We start from the raw sequence: 3,584 nt of genomic DNA on the forward strand, positions 1-3,584 counted from the left end.
CTGGTGCGTTCACACCTCCAGAAGACCGCCTTTCGTCATTTTTGGCGATCCCCAAACCTGTTGAGGCTGTTCAGAACAGGGAAAACTGAAGTTGTCCTCTACTGAGATCTGCGTTGACCTCGATCAGGGTCAGCACCGCCGCGTGCAGGGCCATGTACCCCTGGGCCAGCGCCGGCGCCAGGGCGATGAGTTGCCCGTCGGCCTCCGGGTTCGCGGTGGGCACGCCGTCCGGGAAGAGGCCCTGTGTGAACCCGGAGCCGTCGCCCAGCGGTACGGAGACGTGGTGCTCGTTGTACTTGCGCTTGGGGAAGTAGGCCCAGGGGCCCGGCGTGCTGTTCCCCAGCAGCTCCTGCAGCTGCTCGGGCTTCAGGTTGGTGCTGGTGGTGGAGGTCACGCTGCCCCCCGGACCCCGGCCACGACCGGCCGCAGGTGCGCGCGCTGCGCCTCGGGGGTCGGGTAGGCCGTCTCCCAAGCCGTAAGCAGTTCGGGCGTGACGACCTCGCCTAGGTCGTCCTGCTTCAGATCGGGGCGGCTGAGTACCTCGCGGGCGTACCGGCACAGGCTCGCGCGACCAGCGGGGGTGGTGGGCAGGGTGACGGGTGCAGGCATGGGCAGGACCTCCAGGGGACGCGAGAGGGCTTCGAGTTCGGCGTTCAGACTGGCGATCACCTGGGCGCGGTCGTGCTCGAGCTGCCGGCGCTGCTCATTCCAGCCGCGCTCGCGCTCGATGTAGCTCGCCCGCTCCCGGTCCCGCCCCTCGGTCACGCGGGCCAGCTCAGCCGCAGCCTGGTCGCGCTGCTCGGCGATCTGCCGCCGCAGGGCCTCCACCTCCTGCCGAGCAGCCCTCGCCTCGGCGTGCGCCACGTCGGCGGCCTGGGTCATCAGGTCGCGCTCGTCCGCCAGGATGCGGGCAGCTTCGGCCGCAAGCTCGTCGCGCTCCAGGGCCACGCCCGCGTCAATGGAACGCGACATGCCCTGCCAGACGACCTGAAGCACGGTCTCAGTGCGCTCGCGCACGCGCTCCCTGGGGCTGGCCTTGGTCCCGGCAAACTCGGTGATGCCGTAGGCGATCAGGTTCAAGCTGTGATCCAGCAGCATCGCGGCGAGGTCGGTGCCGTCGTCCCGCTTCATGGCGGCTTCAACCACATCGGCCACGAGTTCGGAACTCCGGAGCCATGCGCGCTGCCATTGCAGGGGGTTCAGCCGGGCGGCACGCTCGGGCGTCAGGTTGCAGCCAGCAGGGGCGGGGCGGCCGGGTCCGTCGAGTGGGCTGGCCGGGCCGGCGGGTCTGCGGGATTTGATGGCGGCGATGGCGGCGGGGTTGATCAGGGCACTGGTCATGGGGCAACTCCTGGCAGGGGCGGGGGGCGGTGTTCCTTTCCGGCCTCTGGGCACCCAGCCCACGGCCTGTTTGACTTGTTCCATTGGTCTGCCGATCCTGCGGGCGATGCTGGCCACCCCGACCCCGCGCGCGGCCAGCGCCACGGCCTGCGCGTGGAGATCTGTGGGCAGGAGAGGGCTAGGCCCCGACAGACAGGCCCACAAATGCGTCTGTTCCGCTGCCGAGCTCCTGCTACTGTGACCCGGTGAAGAGATCATTCGTTCTCCTGGTGCTTTCCGTACTCACCCTTGCCAGTGCCAAACAGGTCACTGGAAAAGTTGTCCCCGGGTTCACCTTCAGCGATGGGCTGAACAAAGATGGCTACACCATTGCCATTGAAGTCCCGAATACCCTGGAAGCCAAAACCTCTTTCGGAAAACTGCAAGTGAGGAAGAGCTTCTTTGAAGAAATGAAGTTCGAGCTCTACTCGAAAATCCCAAAAAATGTCATCATTAACGACAAATCGTGGGTGATTCAAGACACCAGTGCGAAGTCCGAAGTGCTGCTGTTGATCCCCCGCAAAGAGGGCTACACGTTCTCCCTCTACCGTCGTCTGAACCCCGCCAAAGGCAACATGCTGCTCCAGTGCCGGGGAGACGCAGACACCAAATCCGTGTACGACGACATGCTGAAGACTTGCCGTTCGGCAAAGCTGCGCTAATTGCTCCAGGCGCCTATTGTCTAGGCGTTCAAAAGGGGGCAGGGAGAGCAACGCAGTGAGGTCATGCGCCCGCCCTCGCCTGCTGCAGCTCCACGCGGCGCCGGAAGTGGTAGACCGTCTCCAGCGTGATCTGCCGCGCCCCTGCCTGAGCGCGCAGCTCGGCGGACATTTCGGGCACACAGTCGCAGGCCGCGGCGTGGGTGCCTACGGGCAGCTCGCACACCTGGTCGGCCCGCAATGCCACCACCACCCCCGCACCCGCCTCGGCCGCCAGCGAGCGCAGGGCGTCCAGCTCCGCGCCCGCCGCGTTCGTCGTCACGATGAGGGCGAGGATGACCAGTAGGAGCCACATCACGACGTCCACGCCTCGAGGTTTTATTTCATGACCTCGCTGAGGCTCTGTGCAGTCCGGCACTGCCGAGAGCCCTGTGCATCCGGCGATCCAGAGGACGTGGAAGGCAAGCACACGTCCTGAAAGCGGCCTACTTCTCGCGTCCTGGTCGCACTCTCGTCTATTTTCCGAGCCACTTCCACGGTTTTTTGCTCCTGCAGCTGCTCGGGCTTCAGGGTGTTGGTGATGATGGTCATGCTGCGCCCCGGACCCCTACCTTAAAAAGACCGCTGGACCGCCTCCGAACTCACAACGGACAACCGCGGCTGCCTCAGTCGGCCTAGATGACGAGGTGACCCAGACGCACTGGTGATGTCCTATTGAGAGCGACAATTCTTGGGAGCCTCTCCACCAAATCTGGGTGTGGTTCTCGAGTTCTTACCCCCACTCCCTCATATTGTCCTGCTCTCCTGTCCAACCGTTCTCCGGATGATGCGGTCATGTCCCCTCCAGAAAGGATCAACCTCCTGAACCGTGTCACCAACTTCCTCGGCTATTTCAGCCTGGGCCTGGGGACTATAGAGGCCGTTGCCCCTGGTGCTCTGGCACGCGGCCTGGGTCTAGACGGCCGTGTAGGCCTCCTGCGGTTGTACGGCGCACGGGAAATCGGAGCCGGCGCCGCCCTGTTGACCCAGACCAACACCGCGACGTGGCTGTGGGCCCGTGTCGTAGGGGACGCCCTGGATATCGTCACTCTCCTGCCCGCCCTGCACAAGACCAATGCCAAACGGGGAAATGCCGGGGTCGCACTGGGCTCAGTGGTCGCCATTACGGCAGTCGACGTCTGGGCCGCCCTGCAGTGGTCACGTACAGCTGAAGGTGAGCACCTCTCGCCTATTGCAGGCGAAGACGCTTCGTAACGGATAGCGTCGCGGGCCATGCTTTTGTCGAGCGTCCAGAGGGTGGTGAAGAGGCTCGTCCCCTGCTCCTGCAACTGCTCCGGCTTCGGGTTGGTGGTGGAGGTCATGGTGTCCGAACTCCAGCCACCGTAGGCCACAGGTGGCCCTGCTGAGCTTTGGGGCTCGGATACCCCTTCTTGCATCTGGCTCATACTCAGGAGTTGCACCTGCATAAGACGAAAAAAGCGCTCCCAGACGCGAGAGTCTGGGAGTGTCGAAGTCACAGCCTCTCTGGGAGCGTGCCCGCATTCT

At 64.5% G+C, this 3,584-nt stretch carries 6 protein-coding genes; 2 read left to right on the plus strand and 4 right to left on the minus strand.

Going from position 1 to position 3,584, the window contains the following annotated elements; genetic code table 11:
- Window positions 1–70: 70 nt before the first annotated feature.
- Both ASF71_RS20585 and ASF71_RS20590 read right to left on the minus strand, forming a co-directional pair.
- Window positions 71–394, minus strand: coding sequence for a hypothetical protein (locus ASF71_RS20585; protein ID WP_056303638.1), 324 nt, complete (start codon window positions 392–394; stop codon window positions 71–73).
- Complete coding sequence (locus tag ASF71_RS20590; protein WP_056303640.1) at window positions 391–1,341, minus strand: hypothetical protein; 951 nt, start codon at window positions 1,339–1,341, stop codon at window positions 391–393. The genes ASF71_RS20585 and ASF71_RS20590 overlap by 4 nt, the downstream gene beginning before the upstream one ends.
- Window positions 1,342–1,586: 245 nt before the next feature.
- On the opposite strand from ASF71_RS20590, the gene ASF71_RS20595 reads away from it, so the two are divergent.
- Window positions 1,587–2,042, plus strand: coding sequence for a hypothetical protein (locus ASF71_RS20595; protein WP_056303641.1), 456 nt, complete (start codon window positions 1,587–1,589; stop codon window positions 2,040–2,042).
- 61 nt (window positions 2,043–2,103) lie between these two features.
- On the opposite strand, the gene ASF71_RS20600 is transcribed toward ASF71_RS20595, so the two are convergent.
- Entirely contained in the window at window positions 2,104–2,406 is a 303-nt protein-coding gene (locus ASF71_RS20600) for a hypothetical protein (RefSeq protein ID WP_056303643.1), read from the minus strand.
- Window positions 2,407–2,417: 11 nt separating this feature from the next.
- Window positions 2,418–2,630, minus strand: coding sequence for a hypothetical protein (locus tag ASF71_RS25445; RefSeq protein ID WP_056303645.1), 213 nt, complete (start codon window positions 2,628–2,630; stop codon window positions 2,418–2,420).
- A gap of 243 nt (window positions 2,631–2,873) precedes the next feature.
- On the opposite strand from ASF71_RS25445, the gene ASF71_RS20610 reads away from it, so the two are divergent.
- On the plus strand, window positions 2,874–3,293 hold the full coding sequence (locus ASF71_RS20610) for a hypothetical protein (RefSeq protein WP_156373023.1): 420 nt from the start codon (window positions 2,874–2,876) through the stop codon (window positions 3,291–3,293).
- Window positions 3,294–3,584: the final 291 nt, after the last annotated feature.

Origin of the sequence: Deinococcus sp. Leaf326, from assembly GCF_001424185.1 — a bacterium.
Classification (GTDB): domain Bacteria; phylum Deinococcota; class Deinococci; order Deinococcales; family Deinococcaceae; genus Deinococcus.

Bases quoted from the DNA above. Each gene is read 5' to 3' on its own strand.
- ASF71_RS20590 (WP_056303640.1), bottom strand. From the start codon at position 1,341: ATGACCAGTGCCCTGATCAACCCCGCCGCCATCGCCGCCATCAAATCC.
- ASF71_RS25445 (WP_056303645.1), bottom strand. From the start codon at position 2,630: ATGACCATCATCACCAACACCCTGAAGCCCGAGCAGCTGCAGGAGCAA.
- ASF71_RS20610 (WP_156373023.1), top strand. From the start codon at position 2,874: ATGTCCCCTCCAGAAAGGATCAACCTCCTGAACCGTGTCACCAACTTC.